Annotated in this window: 13 protein-coding genes and 4 tRNA genes; 13 read left to right on the top strand and 4 right to left on the bottom strand. The window is 49.6% G+C overall.

Annotated features, from left to right (window positions below):
- The first annotated feature begins 96 nt into the window (after positions 1–96).
- Positions 97–3,129, top strand: coding sequence for a D-2-hydroxyglutarate dehydrogenase YdiJ (gene ydiJ / locus ACSTTG_RS00525; RefSeq protein WP_438460062.1), 3,033 nt, complete (start codon positions 97–99; stop codon positions 3,127–3,129).
- A gap of 188 nt (positions 3,130–3,317) precedes the next feature.
- A complete protein-coding gene (locus tag ACSTTG_RS00520) occupies positions 3,318–4,961 on the top strand; it encodes a S1 family peptidase (RefSeq protein WP_438473490.1) in 1,644 nt (547 codons plus the stop codon).
- A 71-nt stretch (positions 4,962–5,032) separates the two neighbouring features.
- Here ACSTTG_RS00520 and ACSTTG_RS00515 read toward each other — a convergent pair whose 3' ends face one another.
- The 3 genes from ACSTTG_RS00515 to yeiP all read right to left on the bottom strand — a co-directional run bounded on the left by ACSTTG_RS00515 (position 5,033) and on the right by yeiP (position 6,877).
- Complete coding sequence (locus ACSTTG_RS00515) at positions 5,033–5,758, bottom strand: DUF3581 domain-containing protein (RefSeq protein WP_438473489.1); 726 nt, start codon at positions 5,756–5,758, stop codon at positions 5,033–5,035.
- Between the two features lie 230 nt (positions 5,759–5,988).
- Positions 5,989–6,306 (bottom strand): HI1450 family dsDNA-mimic protein, encoded by a 318-nt coding sequence (locus ACSTTG_RS00510; RefSeq protein WP_438460075.1) that lies wholly within the window; start codon positions 6,304–6,306, stop codon positions 5,989–5,991.
- A 4-nt stretch (positions 6,307–6,310) separates the two neighbouring features.
- On the bottom strand, positions 6,311–6,877 hold the full coding sequence (gene yeiP / locus ACSTTG_RS00505; protein ID WP_438473488.1) for an elongation factor P-like protein YeiP: 567 nt from the start codon (positions 6,875–6,877) through the stop codon (positions 6,311–6,313).
- Positions 6,878–7,003: 126 nt separating this feature from the next.
- On the opposite strand from yeiP, the gene ACSTTG_RS00500 reads away from it, so the two are divergent.
- A complete protein-coding gene (locus ACSTTG_RS00500) occupies positions 7,004–7,762 on the top strand; it encodes a nucleotidyltransferase domain-containing protein (RefSeq protein ID WP_438473487.1) in 759 nt (252 codons plus the stop codon).
- 27 nt (positions 7,763–7,789) lie between these two features.
- Here the strand turns inward: ACSTTG_RS00500 and ACSTTG_RS00495 are convergent, their stop codons facing one another.
- The gene (locus ACSTTG_RS00495; protein ID WP_438473486.1) at positions 7,790–10,150 is read right to left on the bottom strand and encodes a DNA polymerase II; all 2,361 of its coding nucleotides are present in this window, start codon (positions 10,148–10,150) and stop codon (positions 7,790–7,792) included.
- A 265-nt stretch (positions 10,151–10,415) separates the two neighbouring features.
- Between ACSTTG_RS00495 and uvrY the strand changes: the two genes are divergently transcribed.
- The 10 genes from uvrY to ACSTTG_RS00445 all read left to right on the top strand — a co-directional run bounded on the left by uvrY (position 10,416) and on the right by ACSTTG_RS00445 (position 18,731).
- Complete coding sequence (gene uvrY / locus ACSTTG_RS00490; protein ID WP_438460081.1) at positions 10,416–11,060, top strand: UvrY/SirA/GacA family response regulator transcription factor; 645 nt, start codon at positions 10,416–10,418, stop codon at positions 11,058–11,060.
- A 54-nt stretch (positions 11,061–11,114) separates the two neighbouring features.
- Positions 11,115–12,974: an excinuclease ABC subunit UvrC gene (gene uvrC / locus ACSTTG_RS00485; RefSeq protein WP_438460082.1), complete on the top strand. Its 1,860-nt coding sequence runs from the start codon at positions 11,115–11,117 to the stop codon at positions 12,972–12,974.
- Between the two features lie 48 nt (positions 12,975–13,022).
- Positions 13,023–13,580 carry a CDP-diacylglycerol--glycerol-3-phosphate 3-phosphatidyltransferase gene (gene pgsA, locus ACSTTG_RS00480; protein ID WP_438460083.1) on the top strand — a complete coding sequence of 186 codons (558 nt, stop codon included), beginning with the start codon at positions 13,023–13,025 and terminating at the stop codon, positions 13,578–13,580.
- Positions 13,581–13,901: 321 nt separating this feature from the next.
- A tRNA-Cys gene (locus ACSTTG_RS00475) sits at positions 13,902–13,975 on the top strand.
- A gap of 3 nt (positions 13,976–13,978) precedes the next feature.
- Positions 13,979–14,054 (top strand) — tRNA-Gly (locus tag ACSTTG_RS00470).
- A gap of 104 nt (positions 14,055–14,158) precedes the next feature.
- Positions 14,159–14,245: transfer RNA gene (locus tag ACSTTG_RS00465), tRNA-Leu, on the top strand.
- 38 nt (positions 14,246–14,283) lie between these two features.
- Positions 14,284–14,359 (top strand) — tRNA-Gly (locus ACSTTG_RS00460).
- Between the two features lie 313 nt (positions 14,360–14,672).
- Positions 14,673–15,656 carry a phenylalanine--tRNA ligase subunit alpha gene (gene pheS, locus ACSTTG_RS00455; RefSeq protein WP_438460084.1) on the top strand — a complete coding sequence of 328 codons (984 nt, stop codon included), beginning with the start codon at positions 14,673–14,675 and terminating at the stop codon, positions 15,654–15,656.
- Positions 15,657–15,674: 18 nt separating this feature from the next.
- Entirely contained in the window at positions 15,675–18,062 is a 2,388-nt protein-coding gene (gene pheT / locus ACSTTG_RS00450; protein WP_438473484.1) for a phenylalanine--tRNA ligase subunit beta, read from the top strand.
- Positions 18,063–18,137: 75 nt separating this feature from the next.
- Entirely contained in the window at positions 18,138–18,731 is a 594-nt protein-coding gene (locus tag ACSTTG_RS00445; protein WP_438473483.1) for a pentapeptide repeat-containing protein, read from the top strand.
- The last annotated feature ends 295 nt before the right edge of the window (positions 18,732–19,026 follow it).

The following is a 19,026-nucleotide window of genomic DNA, read 5'->3' as shown; positions in this document are numbered from 1 at the left end:
TTTGAACACCTTTTTAAATGTTGTAAAGTGACGGAAATCAACATTTAAATACACATGGAAGCTTGGGCCGATGTGTGCCCAAGGAGCAGGAAGCCTATGTTACCCAGACTGGATACCCAAATTGATATCGACCCGTTCGTGGCGTCGTTTCTCGAACAACTACTACAGCATGGTTTTAGTGGTGATATCGAATCCCACTATTCTAGCCGCCTTGCCGTCGCCACCGACAATAGTGTGTATCAGCAACTCCCACAGGCCGTGTTGTTTCCGCGCACGACAACGGATGTTGCGCTGATCGGCAAGCTTGGTAGTCAACCTGAGTTTGAGCGTGTGACTTTTTCTCCACGAGGCGGAGGTACGGGTACCAATGGTCAGGCATTGACCAAGGGTGTGGTGGTGGATCTTTCTCGCCATATGAACAAGGTGTTAGAGATTAATCATGAGCAAGGCTGGGTTCGGGTACAGACCGGCCTGATTAAAGATCAGCTCAACGACGCCGTTAGACCCTACGGTTTCTTTTTCTCACCAGATTTATCAACCAGCAACCGAGCAACGATCGGCGGGATGATCAACACGGATGCATCGGGTCAGGGCTCGTTGAAATACGGCAAGACGTCCGATCATGTCTTATCGCTGCAAGCCGTTTTAGCCGATGGCTCTGTGATAGAGTCTGACGCTGTGTCCGGGCTTATCCCTGACCAAGATGGCTTTGCCTACCAAGCGGTTTCTGTCACGGAGTCCGTCTGTCGAGAGTATCGCCCACAAATCGAGGCTAAGTTCCCAGCGCTCAATCGCTTTCTGACCGGTTATGATCTTAAGAATGCCCTGAATGAGCACAATGACTTTAATCTGACTCGAGTGCTGTGTGGTGCAGAGGGATCACTGGCCTTTATCACCGAAGCTAAGCTCAACCTCACCCCAATACCGAAAGCACGTACACTGGTTAACGTTAAGTACGACAGTTTTGATTCTGCGCTACGTAACGCCTCGGTTATGGTGGAAGCCAATGCATTGTCGGTTGAAACCGTTGATTCCAAAGTCCTGAATCTCGCCAAGCAGGACATTGTCTGGCATACCGTGCGCGATCTATTTACAGAGGTACCGGGGCAGGAGATGCTTGGCATCAATATGGTGGAATACGCCAGTGACAGCATCGAGGATAACCAAGCGCAGGTTGCTAAGTTGTGCGCCAAGCTTGATGAGCTGATGGAGGCGAATCAGGCTGGTATCATTGGCTATCAGATCTGCGATGATTTGGCCGGGATAAATCGCATCTACAATATGCGCAAGAAAGCCGTCGGGCTGCTTGGTGCCACTAAGGGCAAGGCCAAACCGGTGCCGTTCGCCGAGGACACCTGTGTGCCACCTGAAAACTTGGCCGATTTTATTGCCGAGTTTCGCGACCTGTTAGACAGCCAGCAGCTCTACTATGGAATGTTTGGACACGTCGATGCTGGGGTATTGCATGTGCGGCCTGCATTGGACCTGTGTGACCCGCGTCAAGAGACCTTAATGCATGAAATCTCGGATCAAGTCGTTGCGCTGGTGGCGAAATATGGCGGTTTGATGTGGGGTGAGCACGGTAAAGGGTTCCGCTCTGAGTATGGGCCTGAGTTCTTTGGCGAAGAGCTATTCACCCAATTGCGCCGCGTTAAAGCAGCGTTTGATCCACAAAACAAAATGAACCCAGGCAAGATCTGTACGCCGCTCGATAGTCAAGCTGAGCTGGTCAAGGTCAGTGACACCAAGCGAGGGTATTTCGATCGCCAGATTGACGTCAAAGTACGTGATAGCTTTAAGGCGGCAATGGAATGTAACGGAAACGGGCTGTGCTTTAACTACGATGTGGCCTCACCGATGTGTCCTTCGATGAAGGTAATGGCCGATAGACGTCATTCGCCCAAAGGACGGGCTGGTTTGGTGCGCGAATGGCTGCGTCAGCTCTCTGAGCAGGGCGTGGATATTCTCGACATCGAGCAGCGCAGCCTAAAATCATCGGTTAGCATTAAGAAAATGCTCGACCGAGTGCGCAATACCCTCAATAAACGCCATGAGTATGACTTTTCACATGAAGTGTTTGAGGCGATGAACGGGTGTCTGGCGTGTAAAGCGTGTGCCAGCCAGTGTCCAATCAAGGTTGACGTACCGAGCTTTCGCGCGCGTTTCTTAAACGCCTACTACACGCGCTATCAACGCCCGGCCAAAGACTACCTCGTGGCGAACATCGAAACCTTGCTGCCAGTGATGGGGGCGATGCCCAAGGTCACTAATGCGGTGCTGCGTCAGCCATGGGTGCAAAAGCTTACCGAGAAGTCGATTGGTTATGTGGATACACCGCTGCTATCCGAGCCCAATTTGAAGCAGCGTAATCACGCTTATCAAGAGTTTGATCTGCAAGCAATTAGCAAAACGCCTGAGAGTGTGCGCGACAACTTTGTTTTGGTGGTACAAGACCCGTTCACCAGTTATTACGATGCTGATGTTGTCGAAGACTTCTGTCTGTTGATTAGGAAATTGGGTAAGCAACCGGTTCTATTGCCGTTCAAACCTAACGGCAAAGCCCAACATATCAAGGGATTTTTGCGTCAATTTGCTAAAGGCGCGCAGGACACGGCAAGCTTCTTACAAAGCTTGTCAGACCTTGGTATTCCAATGGTGGGTGTTGACCCTGCTTTGGTGCTTTGTTACCGCGATGAGTACCAGGAGATATTAGGCAGCGAACGTGGTGACTTTGAGGTCCTAACGGCCCATGAGTGGTTGCTGCCACGACTTGAGTCGTTCAGCCAGCATATTGCTGCTGAAGAGCCTTGGTATCTGTTTGCCCACTGTACCGAGAAGACCAAGCTACCTAACGCAGAGAAAGAGTGGGGGGCAATCTTCAGTCATTTTGGTGCGGCATTGATCTCAGTTCCGGTTGGCTGTTGTGGTATGGCAGGAACGTTTGGTCATGAGCTGGATAAACTGCAAGCCTCCAAAGATATCTTTGGCCTGAGTTGGCAGGGGCAACTAGAGCGCTTACCGAAGGATCGCTGTATGGCGACCGGCTACTCTTGTCGCAGTCAAGTCAAGCGACTGGCGCATGCTAAGTTACTTCACCCGGTACAGGCATTGCTGCAACACCTGACTTAAGAGGTTCATTCTCAAAAACAATAACGCAAGCCGCTATCCGTCTGTAGCGGCTTTTCTATACTTGGAAATAACTCGTATTTAGTTAGTTATCAAAAGGCCATTGGTACCTAACGCGGTCTGTCACCGAGCATCACAGCAATGGTAGTGACCTTTGTCGTGCCAGTGACTTATTTTCTAAGGATAGAATAATGAAGCAGCAATTTTATTGGCTACCCGCCTTTTTAGGCCTTGGTTTGACTGGTCCATTTGCTCTGGCGGAGAGCGTGCCATTCGAGGCTCCACAGGCTAGGATTATTAGCGGCGAGGACGCGCCGAATAATGCCTATCCCTACATCGGCGCCCTGATAGTCAACGGTCTTAGCGCTAACCGTGGCCTGCGTTGTGGCTCGAGTTATCTTGGTGGTCGATATGTGCTTACCGCGGCCCACTGTGTCGATGATGTCAGCGCCGATCAAGTCGATGTGCTTTTTGGTGTCAACGACTTAGATAGAGAGGCCGAGGGGACTCGTGTCTCGGTGGTCAACATTTATTTGCATGAGAGCTTTAACGCCAGTCGATTGTTGAATGACATCGCAGTACTTGAGTTAGAACGCAACCTCTTACCCAGCGAGGCCACACCAACCACACTCTCCAATCAAGGCCGTCTTAATGAGCTGTATATGAATGGTGATGTGACGCTGACGGTCGCTGGGTGGGGCACCACTACCCCTGAGGGGCCTTCCGTACTACCCGATACACTACAGCAAGTCGATGTCAAGCTAGTCAGCCTCCAAGAATGTCGCAACGTGTTTGGTAGTGTGCCGGAGCAAAATTTTTGCGCTGGTACACCCACAGAAGGAGATGATAGCTGCCGCGGAGACAGCGGTGGTCCGATTGTTGTCAAGGCAACGGGCGAGCAGTTAGGCTGGGTTAGCTGGGGTGATGAACGTTGTGGACGCGTGGGTACCTACGGCGTTTATGCCGATGTTGGTTATTTTGAAGACTGGTTGTCGCGATTTCGAACCGGTCTGAGCTATACCCAAAGTGAACATCTGGGCTTCCAGAGCTTATCGTCTCTCGGTCACACCTTTGAGTTTAGTAACATTGGCAGTAGTGTGGTTGAATTTGATCAGTTTAACTTAAGTAGTGATGGCGAGGGGCAAGCGAGCATTACAGAGAATACCTGTGATACCTTTGGGTCATTGCAAGTAGGTGAGAGCTGTCAGGTCGTCGCGCGTTTTGAAATCGATACTTTAAGGCAATATCAGAATGAGTTGACGATCAATTATCAAAGCAATGGAGAAAGCTTTAGTATCGCGAGTGCAGTGAGCTACGAAGGAGTCGTGGTTGCTGAGCAAGCGCTCAAAGATTCAGTCGGGCAACTTGGCGAGCAGGTCTACGTCAACGATAACCCATGGCAGGCGATTGAAAATGGTATGCGATCGGCTTTGATTGATGATGCTGAGGAGTCAGTGGTGGTGCTTGATGGGCTGCCGATGGGCTACTTGAGCTTCGATGTTGACATTTCGAGTGAGCTAAACGTCGACGAGTTGAGCATAGATGTGAACGATTTCGAGCAATCCCTTCTCTCCGGGACGCAACAAACCAGACTTGAGCTAGACCTGCCTCGAGAGAGCAACTCAGTACGTTTTGCGTATGTTAAGGATGCAAGCGGTGCGGTAGGGGACGATCGCGCGGCTGTGACCAATATAACTTGGAGCCGAACGTCATCAAGCAGTTCTGGTTCGTCTTCGGGTGGTGGAGGCGGAGGAGGTGCCATCAACTATTGGTGGGTTATGCTCCTCGGTTTCCCGGCGCTACGCAGAATACGCGACTGGCGAAACAAAAAATAAAACAAGGGCTCCGATTTGGAGCCCTTGTTGTGTGTATTAGGGGAGCGTTTAGTCAGTTTAGAAACAGCGACTTAGGCTGCGTCGTCAACCTGAGCTAAAAACGCAGCTTTACGCTGATTAAATCGCTCGACAAGCTCATCGACAGATTCGACGCAATAGGGCTTAAGTCCGCTTGCTACCATGCGTTTTTTCCCGCGACCAATGATCTGTTGATCTTCTTTAAAGGCAAAGTTCATAGTGACCACACCGCGTTTACCCTCAACGTCGAAGGTTGCACCTGTAAACTCTACCTCAGGGTGACTGATATCGAGGCGGTCAAATTCCACTTCCATGCTCTCGTAAATCACCAAGGGGCGCTGGCAGTTGATCATCATCTGCTGCTGCTCCATCAGCGGGACCATGATATGCGGAAAATTCATCCCAGAGAACTTCACATAGCTTTTAATCACGTGCTCGATTAGATCTTGGTTGTGAGAAACCTCGCCGCTGCGCGACATGTGCAGGTACTCTTTACCTTGCTTATCGACCAGTGATGCGTCATTGTCGCCCCTATCAACAACACTGAGCTCGACCCCGTCATTCACCATACCGGCAAAGTCGAAGCGCATCTTTTGGCTGATCCCCTCTTTTTGCAGCAACACCGAAAATAGTAGATCGCCCGGCACACAAAAGCGCTTGTTGTCCTCATCGTGGATAGGGTTAAAGTCCCCAGCGACGAGCTTGGCAAAGTGACTGGCTTGCTGGCGCGTGAAGACGACATTTTGGTCTTGCGTTGAAAAATAGGGTTCTAGAAACATAATCCGTTGGTATCGTTGTTTTGTGACAGGAAGATTATAACCAGATTATTGTTTTGAATGGTCTATCCAGTAAGAGCAGGTTCGAGGGGCGAGATCGGGCTTTGCCCTGCGAGAGGCGAGGGATTTGGTGTTGGCTAGGAGTTTATACGATCCTCGGTGTGTAGTGTGGGTTGAATATTTGGCGGGAAAAAAGGAGGCTGTTGCCTCCTTTGTGTGTTTTGTTTGGGGCGTTAGTCACGCTTCCAAAGCATGTGACAGAACTTGTTCTCTGGGTCACGACTGACAAGCATACGAGCAAAGACGTCATCGAGCTTATCGTCGGCTTCATTCACCAAGCCGATACGAACCTCGGCAAAGGTCTCATCGACTTCGAAGCCCACATGAGCAACCCAATCATCGCCGGTTTCGACGATTTCGGCGGCGCCGCGGTCATCGAACTGAGCGGTGAATAGGATCACGTCCGCTGGCTCGAGGTTATCAGGGGCCATCTCTAGGAAGATGTCGTAGGCGATGTCGATCACGTCATCGTAAGAAATCAGTTCGCTCATAAGATTAAGCTCGGCTCATGTATTTGCGTTCTGCTGTGTTGATCACGATGCGATCACCAGTAGCAATGTATTCAGGCACTTGTACAGTTAAACCCGTTGGTAGGCGAGCAGGTTTAGTACGTGCTGACGCTGACGCGCCTTTAATTGAAGGGTCAGTCTCTTCAATGACCATCTCAACTGAAGATGGCAGTTCAATTGCAACCGCATTACCATCCACTAGAACGATGTGTAGACCTTGGATCTCTTCGGTGATGAACAGGAGGTCATCAGCAATGTCTTCTTCTTTGAAGGTGTATTGAGTGTAATCTTCGTTGTCCATAAAGATGTACTCGTCGCCGTCAACGTATGAGAATGCCGACGCGCGCTTGTTCATCTCGACTGTATCAACCACGTCATCAGATTTAAAACGCTCGTCGACACGTGCACCCGTGTTTAGGTCAGTACAACGAAGCTTGTAGATTTTAGCACCGCCGCGGCCACCAGGAGTGGTGACTTCGATGTCTTTAATCAGTAGGGTTTTACCGTTAGATTCGATTGCGAATCCTTTTTTAAGTTCACTTGCCCTTGGCATGGATATTACCTCTTGTTATCGATTGGCTAAGTATAACCCTGAGTATCAGCAATAGGAAAGGCTTGAACAAATAGCCGTTCTGATTCACCATTAATTACTAGTATTATTAGTCTTTTAGTTTGTTCAATGCTTGCTCAATCCCAGTTTACATTTCAACCAGAATACCAATCGGCTGTTGAAGACGCGCTGCGTTTTTTTAAGGCCGGGCTTGGGACCAACTTGCATAGCTTCTATGTCTACGGCAGCGTCGCACGCCAGCAGGCCGTCGTGGGTCGATCCAATTTGGATATTGTGGTGATTACCCATCGCCCCTTTGATGATCAGCGCACGACCTTACTCAATACTATCCAGTGGCGCTTTCAGCGTAGCTTCGGTCATATCAAGGGGCTCAATGTGAAAACGGTGTTAGCCAAAGAGGTGGTGAGTTTAGATAGCATCTTCTCTTGGGGCTTTCTGTTGCGTCAATGCTGCCAGTGTCTGTACGGTGAAAACTTGGCAGAGTGCTTTGGTGATTATGTTCCTAGTTGGGAGATTGGCAAGTTCTGGAACAATGATGTCGCCAGCTGGGTAAAGGTGTATAGGCAAAAGATAGCTCAAGCCAATACTGGGGCGGCGCAAGCACAAGCGCAGATCATGATCGCCAAAAAGTTGCTGCGCGCAAGCTATAGCCTAGTTATGCATAAACACCAGCGTTGGATCGATTCACCCACCGAATGCGGCGAGGTATTCTTGAGCTACTATCCTGACAAGCAAGTTGAAATAGAGCGGTTAGGGATACTGCTCTCTGGCAGAGTGATCCCTAAGCGGTCAGTGGTCGGGTTGTTGGATAGTTTTGGTGACTGGCTAGTTAAAGCCTATCAGCGCACCGAGTTCAAAATAGGCTAGCCTTGAGAGCAGTGCTCGGAACCAGCCTTAGAACAAACCTAACTGTGGCTCGCTGAGCTGCTTAAAGTCATAACCGACAAACGGCAAAATGGCATCGGCAACCGGTTTTAACTGCTTGTCGATGTAGTGTTGGTAGTCAATCGCGCTTTCGAGATAATCCTTGGGCTCTGGGCCATTGACGGTAATGAGGTATTCAATGCGGCCACGGTTTTGATACTGGAGCGGACGGCCGAGTTGGGCATTTTTCTCGTCGGCAATGCGAGCGGCTCTCACCTGCGGCGGAATATTCTTTTCATAATCCCCAAGCTTACGTCTCAGGCGTTTTTGATATACCAGCTGGTGGTCAAATTCGCCAGCTTGGGTGCGCTCAACCATCTCTCTGACATAGTCTGACGGGTTCTGATCGTTAAACACCATCATATACAGTGTGTGTTGAAAATCTTGGGCTAGTGGCGTCCAGTCTGAGCGTGCGCTCTCTAACCCTTTAAAGACAATTTTGGCTTTGCCTTGCTTATCGATTAGTCCAGCGTAGCGCTTCTTCGAGCCAGTTTCTGATCCACGAATGGTGGGCATTAGAAATTTTCGGTAATGGGTCTCATACTCCAGCTCGAGATAGGAGGTAACACCGAAACGCTGTTTGAGCTCGGATTGCCACCAGGCATTGATCTCTTTTACCAAGCGCTGGCCAATTGCATCGGCTTCGGGCTGCGAATAGGCATGATTGAGCGCGACAAAGGTAGAGTCGGTATCCCCATAAATCACCTGATAGCCACGCTCCTCAATCAGGCGCTTGGTGGTTTTCATGATCTCATGTCCGCGCATGGTGATACTTGAAGCGAGCCTGGTGTCGAAAAATCGGCAGCCTGAGGAGCCGAGTACGCCGTAAAAGGAGTTCATGATGATCTTTAGCGCTTGTGAGAACGCCGGCTCATTATTGCGCTTGGCGACATCGCGTGCTTGCCAAATCTGTTCCACCATCTTAGGTAAAAAGTGCCTATCACGATGAAACTGACCACCCCGAAAGCCCTCGATTGCTGTATCGGGCTGATTGCCGGTGTCGAGTTTAAGCCCCTCGATAAGCCCAAGTGGGTCAATTAAAAATGAGCGAATGATGGACGGGTATAGGCTTTTATAATCGAGCACCAATACCGAGTCATACAAATTGGGCAGGGAGTCCATCACATAGCCACCAGGTGAGGCGATCCAATTCTCGGGATGAAGGTTAGGGGCCACATAGCCAGCGCGATGCAGTTGTGGCAGGTATAAATTGGTAAACGCCGCGACAGAGCCGCCGAAGCGCTCGAGTTCTAGGCCAGTGAGCCTTGCGCGTTCGATCGCAAATTCGAGCAGGTGTGTATGAGCAAAGATGCGATTAACCAGCACGCAATCTTGCAGATTGTATTTGGCCAGTGAGGGCTTGTCGTGGCGATACATGTGATTGATCTCTTCCATGCGGTCAAACACGTTGTGGATCGCCTTTCCTTCTCCCAGTAGCTCTTGAGAGACCGACTCCAGTGACCATGAGCGGAAGTGGTAGGTAGCGCTTTTGAGCATATCGATGCCATCGATCACGACCCGGCCCGGTATTGAGATAAAGCCTTGTTGATTGTTGCCAGAGCGGAAAAACGCATTCCGTCCACTGCGACCTAGTGACAGTGTCACTTTGTTCCACTGAGCGCGCCGATCAAGCAGGCGAAAGTCAAAATCAATCACGTTCCAACCGACGATAACATCAGGGTCAAACTGCGCAAACCAGCGATTAAGCGCCAGCAGAAGGGCTTTTTCGTCTTCGACCCACTCGATAGCCGTATCGGCAGGCTCGGGTGTACCGACCATGATCACTCGGCTATCGCGCTCGCAATCAAGCCCGATGGAGTACAAAAGCCCTTTCTCCGAGCACTCGATATCGAGTGATACTACACAAAGCTCAGGCTTATAATCGCCAGCGCGACATCGAGCTTTGGTGATCCTTTGATAGCCCTGACGTTGCTGCCCTTGGCCAGTAAACTCGATACTGCCCTTGATAAACCGTTCCATGAGGTAACGTTCGGCGAGGCGGATATCAGATTCAAAGGTAGGGATATCGTGACTTTCAAGCTGCTGAGCCGCTGCTTGCGCTTGAGAAATGGTGTTGAAATAACAAGCGCACAGGGAGTCATCATCAAACGTTCGCAATGCAAGTGGTTTGATTTCGCACTCGATGCCGTGCTCCGCAAATAGCGCATTGACATCAAAACGATGTGCTTGGGTGATAAAAAACGTCGGTTTTTCACCCTTAATCTCAAGCTGCACGGGACCGTTGGCAGTAGCGAGCCACAGCTCAATAATGGTTTGATTGCCGCGATCACGGGCTTGTCGGGTTAGCACGAAGCCTTGGTTGATGTTCAATCGTATCTCAAACTACACTTAGGATATTCTCTTGGTGGATGGTATCAAAAATAATTGATCAAAAGCGATTTTTTGTCGGTATAAACAGCCCATACAAAACGAGTTTGTCGACACTTTTGCGCAGTAAAGCTTGCTAAAAAGTGCATTTAGGAGCATAGTCGATGGAAGCAAATTCTTTCCAATGGGTTTATATGGCGAACCAAACTGCCAACCATTCTTTGCGGTTAGCGGTGCCAAACCAAAGTATTAGTGTGGAGATACAAGAGTGATTAGTGTTTTCCTTGTAGATGATCACGAGCTGGTTCGCACAGGGATACGACGTATTATTGAAGACGTCCGTGGAATGAACGTAGCAGGGGAAGCTGAAAGCGGTGAGGAAGCAGCAAAATGGTGTCGCAGCAATCATGCAGACGTCATTTTGATGGATATGAACATGCCAGGAATCGGCGGTTTAGAAGCAACGAAGAAGATTCTGCGCTTCAATCCAGATGTGAAAATCATTGTTCTTACCGTTCATACGGAAAACCCGTTTCCAACTAAGGTCATGCAAGCAGGTGCTGCAGGATACTTAACCAAGGGAGCGGGGCCAGACGAAATGGTCAATGCGATCCGAGTGGTGAATAGTGGTCAACGCTACATCTCGCCAGAGATCGCCCAACAGATGGCGCTGAGTCAGTTCTCACCGGCGTCTGAAAATCCATTTGAGGATCTGTCCGAGCGAGAGCTTCAGATCATGATGATGATCACCAAAGGGCAGAAGGTGACTGATATTTCGGAGCAGCTCAATCTGAGCCCGAAAACGGTCAACAGTTATCGCTATCGACTGTTTAGCAAGCTAAACATCGGTGGTGATGTTGAGCTGACCCACCTCGCCATCCGTCACGGCATACTGGATGCTGAGACGCTGTAGTATTAAATAACGACCGCTATTCCTAGCGGTCTTTTTTGTTAAACGACCCAACCAATGCCTGATTCTCAATCCTCACCTCAAGCCAATCTGCCATTTGACTCGACTGCGTTTTTAAAAACCGTCACCAGTCAGCCGGGAGTCTATCGTATGTATAACCTGGATGCTGAGGTGATTTATGTAGGTAAGGCGAAAGATCTCAAAAAACGCTTATCGAGTTATTTTCGCGCCAAGATCGACAGCGAAAAAACCCGCGCCTTGGTCAGTCATATCGCCAAAATTGATGTAACGATTACCCATACTGAAACCGAAGCGCTGATCCTCGAACATAATTACATCAAGCAGTATCTGCCCAAGTACAACGTACTTCTTCGGGACGATAAATCCTACCCATTTATTTTCTTAAGTGGACATAAGCATCCGCGGGTCTCGATTCACCGTGGCGCGAAAAAGAAGAAGGGTGAGTACTTTGGTCCTTATCCAGATTCTGGTGCGGTGCGAGAAACCCTCCATTTGGTACAAAAAATCTTCCCAGTTCGCCAATGCGAGGATACGGTTTACAGCAATCGCACTCGGCCCTGCCTGATGTATCAAATTGGTCGCTGCGCTGGGCCCTGTGTGTCATCAGTCATCTCTACAGAGGATTATCAGGAGCTGGTCAGCGATTTGCGGCTGTTTTTGCAGGGTAAAGATCAGCAGGTGCTGAGTTTGCTGGTGGACAAAATGGAGAAAGCCAGTCTCGCGTTGCGGTTTGAGGACGCCGCGCGCTATCGCGATCAAATCCAGGCCATTCGCCGCGTGCAGGAGCAGCAGTTTGTCTCCGAGGACTCGAGTGAGGATATGGATGTGCTGGGCTTTGCAATTGAGAGCGGTGTGGCGTGCGTGCATATCTTGATGATTAGACAAGGTAAGATCCTTGGTAGTCGCAGCCATTTTCCGAAGATCCCCGCCAACACCGATCGCAGTGAGGTGTTTGATAGCTTCCTAACTCAATACTATCTTGCTCATAATGAGGCGCGCACACTACCTACTCGAGTGCTGCTAACCTCAGGTTTGAGTGATGATATTGATTCCATTTCGCAAGCGGTGAGTGAGATTGCGGGCCGCCGGGTGTACTTCCAAGTCAACCCTACGGGAACTCGTGGCCGTTATTTAAAACTGGCCAATACCAATGCACTGACGGCTATTACCACTAAGATTAATCACAAAATGACGATTAATCAGCGTTTTACCGAGCTACAAGAGGTGTTAGGCACCGAATCACTCACTCGTATGGAGTGTTTTGATATTTCCCATACCATGGGAGAGAGCACGATTGCTTCGTGCGTGGTCTTCAATCGCGAGGGGCCATTGAAGCAGGAATACCGTCGCTACAACATCACCGGGATTACCGGTGGTGATGATTATGCCGCGATGGCGCAGGCACTTGAGCGTCGTTACTCAAAGCAGCTTGATGTCGATAAAATTCCTGACGTGATTTTTATTGATGGTGGTAAAGGTCAACTGAATGCGGCGCTGGATACGATTGAAAAGTTTTGGCAAGACTGGCCAAAACGACCAAGCCTGGTGGGTATTGCCAAAGGGGTGACGCGTAAGCCGGGGTTGGAAACCTTGATCACCGATCATGGCGATGAGTTCAATCTACCCTCTGATGCGCCCGCTTTGCACCTGATGCAACACATCCGCGATGAGAGCCACAACCATGCGATCGCAGGCCATCGAGCCAAGCGTGGAAAAACTCGCCGAACCAGTGCATTAGAGGGCATCGAAGGAATTGGCCCAAAACGTCGTCAAGCGTTGCTGAAATACATGGGCGGTTTGCAAGAGTTAAAACGTGCAACTGTCGAAGAAATCGCCAAAGTGCCGGGGATCAGTCATTCTTTGGCAGAAAACATCTATCAGGCATTGAAACAATAACGAAAATCTCGCACCATAACGCGAAGTCGATAAGAGCCCAAAAAAATTATGCGTTTAAATATTCCTAACATTCTGTCTTTACTGCGACTCTTTCTGATCCCAGTATTTATTGTCGCTTTTTATCTCCCATACAGCTGGGCGCCATTTGCCGCAGCGATGATCTTTCTAGTCGCGGGGATAACAGATTGGTTAGATGGCATGTTGGCAAGAAAACTGGGCCAAACCTCACGTTTTGGCGCTTTTATCGATCCAGTTGCTGATAAGGTCTTAGTCGCTGCCGCACTTATCTTGATCACTGAGCACTACCACTCAATCTGGGTGACCATTCCTGCTGTCACCATGATTGCGCGTGAAATCATTATCTCAGCACTACGTGAGTGGATGGCCGAAATCGGCAAACGCGCCAGCGTCGCGGTCTCATGGGTGGGTAAGGTTAAAACGGTCTCACAAATTGTAGCCCTGCTGTTCCTGATCTGGCGATTCGACGAGTGGATGGTTTGGATTGGCTATGTTGGACTCTATGTCGCTACCGTCCTCACTTACTGGTCGATGTTCCAGTACTTAGCGGCAGCGAAGGATGATTTGCTGAGCGAAGAGAATATGTAAAAAAGCGAGCCTTTGAGGCTCGCTTTTTTATTCCCCTTTGGGGAAGAGGCGAGAAGCGAGATCGCGTTGCTGCGAGAGGCGCAGGGTGCCAATCTCGATTCTCGACTCTCGCTTCTCGACTCTTAAAAGTGTTTTCTTCCCCACCTACAGCACCCGCTAACTGTAGGGAAATTAAACGAAATGTGTGATTTTTATCACTTTTGATTGGATATTGTTCAAACGGATAAAAAAAACAAAAAAACGTTTGACTCGAACCGCGGTTTCCGTAAAAATGCATCCCGTACCCAAGAGGAGCGGTTAAGTTTCTCGAAGCGGTTTGAAGGCGTGTTGGCAGAGTGGCTATGCAGCGGATTGCAAATCCGTGGACCTCGGTTCGACTCCGGGACGCGCCTCCATTTGCGACACTAGCTCAGTTGGTAGAGCGCAACCTTGCCAAGGTTGAGGTCACGAGTTCGAACCTCGTGTGTCGCTCCAATTTTGTATTGGAGTGGATAATACAGCACTTCAATAATGATAGCGGTTCCCATGAGGGTCGATATCAAGGATGGTGTCAACCATCGCAAGACAGAGTTTTGCGTGCCCTGGTGGTGGAATTGGTAGACACAAGGGATTTAAAATCCCTCGACGTTCGCGTTGTGCCGGTTCAAGTCCGGCCCGGGGCACCATCTTACAAATTGGATAACAATTTGTACCAAGCATTTATGCGACACTAGCTCAGTTGGTAGAGCGCAACCTTGCCAAGGTTGAGGTCACGAGTTCGAACCTCGTGTGTCGCTCCAAATCTTCAAAAAAGCCCACTCGTTAGAGTGGGCTTTTTTTGTTTCCTTTCGCAAAGAGGCGAGATCGTTGCACTGCGAGAGTCGAGAGGCGAGGGGGCAACTATTCCGTAGAACAATTAATTTCGATTTAACCCGCTCTATTGGTGCGGTTTTAATCGAAATGACATTGGATTTCTAGACGTCTTTCGCTACTATGTACAGCTACTTGAAAAACCGGAAATCCCTTCGGGGAAACGTGGGTCAGGGCACTCCTGACTGACGGACACTACCACTTATGCCTATTTGATGATGGGTATAGGTAGATGAGGAAACGATGCAACATCTAGAAGAGATCATTGCTAATGCGGGCGCAGCAATCGACGCTGCTGAATCGCTAGTCGCACTTGATGAAGTGCGTGTTCAGTATCTAGGTAAAAAAGGTGAGCTGACGGCTCAACTTCAAAGCCTAGGTAAACTACCACCAGAAGAGCGCCGCAGTGCTGGCCAAGAGATCAACAAAGCGAAAGGCGTGGTTCAACAAGCGATTGCAGCGCGCAAAGACGCATTGCAGCGTGCTGAGCTTGAAGCGAAACTGGCAGCAGAGACGATTGACGTGACGCTACCAGGTCGCCGTATCGAGAACGGTGGTCTTCACCCTGTGACTCGCACGGTTGAGCGTATTGAACAGTTCTTTGGTGAGCTAGGCTTTAACACCGAATCGGGCCCTGAGATTGAAGATGCATTCCATAACTTTGATGCACTGAACATCGCAGAGGATCACCCAGCGCGTACTGACCACGATACCTTCTTCTTTAACCCAGACTTGATGCTGCGTACTCACACGTCAGGCGTACAGATCCGAACGATGGAAAATGGCAAACCACCATTCCGCTTCATCGCACCGGGTCGTGTATACCGTAACGACTACGACCAAACGCACACGCCAATGTTCCACCAGGTGGAAGGCATGCTGGTTGACGAGAACGTTAACTTTGCTCAGCTAAAAGGCATCCTGCACGACTTCCTATGTAACTTCTTTGAAGAAGAGGTTGAGGTACGTTTCCGTCCTTCTTACTTCCCGTTCACTGAGCCTTCGGCTGAGGTTGACGTTAAGGGTAAGAACGGTAAATGGCTTGAGGTTCTAGGCTGCGGTATGGTTCACCCGAACGTATTGCGCGCTGTCGGCATCGACCCTGAGAAATACTCTGGCTTTGCATTTGGTATGGGCGTTGAGCGTCTAACCATGCTGCGTTACGGCGTAAACGACCTACGAGCGTTCTTCGAGAACGATCTTCGTTTCCTAAAACAGTTCAAGTAATCCAGAGGGTTCATCACAATGAAATTCAGCGAATCATGGCTTCGTGAGTGGGTAAACCCGTCTGTATCAACTGACGAGCTTACGCACCAAATTACAATGGCTGGCCTTGAGGTAGACGACGTTCTGCCTGTGGCGGGCTCTTTCACTGGCGTTAAAGTCGGTCAAGTGGTTGAGTGTGGTCAACACCCAGACGCAGACAAACTGCGCGTTACAAAAGTCGATGTTGGCGCAGAAGAGCTGCTAGACATCGTCTGTGGCGCTTCTAACTGCCGCCTAGGCCTAAAAGTTGCGGTTGCAACTGTTGGCGCAGTTCTGCCAGGCGATTTCAAAATCAAGAAAGCAAAACTGCGTGGTCAGCCATCACACGGTATGCTTTGTTCATTCTCTGAGCTTGGCATCGACGTAGAATCAGATGGCATCCTAGAGCTAGCAGAAGACGCGGTTATTGGTACTGATTTCCGTGAATTCCTAGGTCTTGACGATGTGACTGTCGACGTTGACCTTACGGCTAACCGTGCTGACTGTTTCAGCATCCGTGGTCTAGCTCGCGAAGTGGGCGTACTAAACCGCGCTGACGTAACTGAGCCAGCAGTGGCAGCCGTAGCGAGTACTATCGAAGACACGGTGTCTATTGATGTGAAAGCGCCAGCAGCGTGTCCACGTTACCTAGGTCGCGTGGTGAAGAACGTTAATGTTCAAGCCGAGACGCCGCTATGGATGCAAGAGAAACTGCGTCGCTGTGGTATCCGCTCGATTGACCCTGTGGTTGATATCACCAACTACGTGCTGCTAGAGCAAGGTCAACCAATGCACGCATTCGATCTAGCGAAGATTGAAGGCGGCATCGTGGTACGTATGGCAGAGCAAGGCGAGAAGCTGACGCTGCTAGACGGCAACGAAGCTGAGCTAAACGCAGATACTTTGGTTGTGGCTGACCACAACAAAGCCCTAGCTATCGCGGGTATTTTCGGCGGTGAAGAGTCTGGCGTAACCACTGAGACTAAAGACGTGCTGCTTGAGTGTGCGTTCTTCGCACCAGACCACATCCGTGGTCGCGCACGCAGCTACGGCCTGCACACAGATTCATCAATGCGTTTCGAGCGTGGTGTGGACTTCGCACTACAAGCAAGCGCTATGGAGCGTGCAACAGAGCTTCTAATCGAAATCTGTGGTGGTGAAGTGGCGCCAGTGGTTGGCGTTGAGTCTGATGCTGACCTACCAAAAGCGAACACGGTTTCTCTGCGTCGCACTAAGCTAGATAGCCTACTAGGTCACCACATTGCCGATAGCGACGTGGTTGAGATCCTAGAGCGTTTAGGTCTAACTGTTGAAACAACCGACATGGGCTGGAGCGCAACTGCACCAACATGGCGTTTCGATATCGCGATTGAGCAAGACCTGATTGAAGAAGTGGGTCGTATCTATGGTTACGACAACATTCCAAACCAGCACCCAGTAGCTGCACTTAAGATGCACAACCATGTTGAAGCGGACCTGCCACTTAAGCGTGTGCGTAACCTGCTTGTTGATCGTGGCTACCAAGAAGCGATTACTTATAGCTTCGTTGAGCCAGAGCAGCAGAAATTGGTTGTTCCAGAAGTTGAGCCATTGATCCTGCCTTTCCCAATCTCAGTGGAAATGTCAGCGATGCGCCTAGGTCTTATCCAAGGTCTGCTTAACACGGTTGTACACAACCAGAAGCGTCAGCAGCCACGTGTTCGCTTGTTCGAATACGGCCTACGTTTCATTCCTTGTGAGTCTGCAGAAAATGGCATGCGTCAAGAGCCGATGCTAGCCGGTGTGATTGCCGGTACGCGCAGCGAAGAGCACTGGGACATCGAGACCAACACGGTTGATTTCTTTGACCTTAAAGGCGACCTAGAAGCTGTTCTAGAGCTGTCTGCAAACGAAAAAGCCTACTCGTTCGCGGCGACTAAGCACCCAGCACTTCACCCAGGTCAATCAGCGGCAATCATCGTTGATGGCAAAGAAGTGGGCGTGATTGGTACGGTTCACCCTGAGCTTGAGCGCAAGTTTGGTCTTAATGGCCGCACTATCGTGTTCGAGATCGAGTGGTCAGCAATCAACACCAAGGTGATCCCTGAAGCAGTACAGCTTTCTAAGTTCCCTGCAAACCGTCGTGACATCGCGGTTGTGGTCGATGAAGCTGTTGCATCAGGTGATATCGTCAAAGCGTGTCTAGAGCAAGGCGGCGAGTTCCTAACCGACGCTAAGCTGTTTGACGTGTACGTAGGTAAAGGCATTGAAGAAGGCAAGAAGAGCCTAGCTATCGCCCTGACTCTGCAATCGCTTGAGCGCACGCTTGAAGACGCTGACATCGCAGGTGCGGTTGATGCTATCGTTGCACACGTTTCTGAGAAGTTTGGCGCGTCACTGCGTGACTAAGCTTGACTCATAATTTAGTGACTAAGCCCAGAAGACTCTTCTGGGCTTTTTTGTAGGTACTGAAAGGGAATAAACATGATTAGTGATAATCAAGACTATTTTGAACAGCAGTTCGCAGGTCAGGAGCTCTCGGAGCAAACATTTCGCAATATCGAGTTTGAAGATTGTCAGTTTACTGACTGTGACTTTTCCACTAGCGAGTTCACTAACTGTAAATTTCTTAACTGCGACTTTTCCCGTTGTAACCTGAGCTTGGTTAAGCTGACCAACAGCTCATTATTTGGGCTTAACTTCTACGATTGTAAGCTGATTGGGGTGGATTGGACACGTGCGGCGTGGGCAACCTATCACGTTGACTTTGAGCTAGCTTTCACGCGTTGTATCCTAAATGACAGTTCTTTCTTTGGTTTGACTCTTCAAGAGCTCAAACTCGAGGAGTGTAAGTTGCATGATGTTGATTTTCGAGAGGGAGATTTTGCTCAGTCACTGATGACGTATTGTGACTTTAGCCATAGTCAGTTTATGCGCACCAACCTTGGGAGTGTTGACTTTTCTGACTCTTACAGCTTTACGATTAATGTCTTAGAAAATAATGTCCGAGAAGCGAAATTCACACGCTATGAAGCGCTAAGCTTACTTGAGGGGTTAGGTATTGAGCTTGTTGACTAACTCTTCTGGAACTTTGTTTCGAAAGAGGGAGATAGTTCAGCCGCTAAAAAGCGCTTGACACTAAATGACCTATCATAGAGTTGATTCATAGTGTTTAATGACCTCTGCACTCTCGATAGCCCTGTGGTCGGGAACGGAAAAATTTTCACTTACTTGGGGCAGTCAATTTAGCTATGGCAGTAAAATACAACGTTTTAGAGTCCAAAACGCTGTCTAGACGGGCCAGGATTTTGCTTGGAGATGAGCAGTGTTGCGAGAGTGCCCTTTTCGAACTCACGCCCTTTAGCCAGGTACT

The sequence above is a fragment of the Vibrio glycogenivorans genome (assembly GCF_051660965.1).
GTDB lineage: Bacteria > Pseudomonadota > Gammaproteobacteria > Enterobacterales > Vibrionaceae > Vibrio.
Note: the sequence above shows the minus strand (reverse complement) of the source record. Positions and strands in the feature narration are given on the sequence as shown.

What these genes read in the sequence shown, in the direction of transcription:
- pgsA (WP_438460083.1), top strand. Translation starts at nt 13,023, where the DNA reads ATGCGTTTAAATATTCCTAACATTCTGTCTTTACTGCGACTCTTTCTG.
- ACSTTG_RS00445 (WP_438473483.1), top strand. Translation starts at nt 18,138, where the DNA reads ATGATTAGTGATAATCAAGACTATTTTGAACAGCAGTTCGCAGGTCAG.
- ACSTTG_RS00520 (WP_438473490.1), top strand. Translation starts at nt 3,318, where the DNA reads ATGAAGCAGCAATTTTATTGGCTACCCGCCTTTTTAGGCCTTGGTTTG.
- pheS (WP_438460084.1), top strand. Translation starts at nt 14,673, where the DNA reads ATGCAACATCTAGAAGAGATCATTGCTAATGCGGGCGCAGCAATCGAC.
- pheT (WP_438473484.1), top strand. Translation starts at nt 15,675, where the DNA reads ATGAAATTCAGCGAATCATGGCTTCGTGAGTGGGTAAACCCGTCTGTA.
- uvrC (WP_438460082.1), top strand. Translation starts at nt 11,115, where the DNA reads ATGCCTGATTCTCAATCCTCACCTCAAGCCAATCTGCCATTTGACTCG.
- ACSTTG_RS00500 (WP_438473487.1), top strand. Translation starts at nt 7,004, where the DNA reads ATGCTTGCTCAATCCCAGTTTACATTTCAACCAGAATACCAATCGGCT.
- ACSTTG_RS00515 (WP_438473489.1), bottom strand. Translation starts at nt 5,758, where the DNA reads ATGTTTCTAGAACCCTATTTTTCAACGCAAGACCAAAATGTCGTCTTC.
- ydiJ (WP_438460062.1), top strand. Translation starts at nt 97, where the DNA reads ATGTTACCCAGACTGGATACCCAAATTGATATCGACCCGTTCGTGGCG.
- ACSTTG_RS00510 (WP_438460075.1), bottom strand. Translation starts at nt 6,306, where the DNA reads ATGAGCGAACTGATTTCTTACGATGACGTGATCGACATCGCCTACGAC.
- yeiP (WP_438473488.1), bottom strand. Translation starts at nt 6,877, where the DNA reads ATGCCAAGGGCAAGTGAACTTAAAAAAGGATTCGCAATCGAATCTAAC.